Annotated in this window: 1 pseudogene; it reads left to right on the top strand. The window is 29.4% G+C overall.

Going from position 1 to position 282, the window contains the following annotated elements:
• Positions 1-282 (top strand): annotated as a pseudogene (locus KGF42_RS20685) (N-acetylmuramoyl-L-alanine amidase); the annotation flags it as partial.

Here is a 282-nt window from a genome sequence, read left to right as displayed (position 1 = left end):
ACAGTGAAAATAATCCTAAAACTTTAAATAAACAGGACCTAGAAAAGATGGGATTAAATTTAAAAGACTACAATGTAACACAGGAATGTATAATTGAAGATATAACTTCAAGAAAAGATGTAAATAAGTATTTGAGAAAGACTTCTGCACCTATCACAGAACTTACAGGAAGTGATAGATATGAAACAGCAGTTAAAATAAGTAAAGAGGGTTGGAAAAATGGTTCAGACAAGGTAGTTATAATAAATGGAGATGTAAGTATTGATGGAATTATATCAACTC

The sequence above is a fragment of the Clostridioides sp. ZZV15-6383 genome (genome assembly GCF_020657735.1).
Lineage (GTDB): Bacteria > Bacillota > Clostridia > Peptostreptococcales > Peptostreptococcaceae > Clostridioides > Clostridioides difficile_D.
Note: the sequence above shows the minus strand (reverse complement) of the source record. Positions and strands in the feature narration are given on the sequence as shown.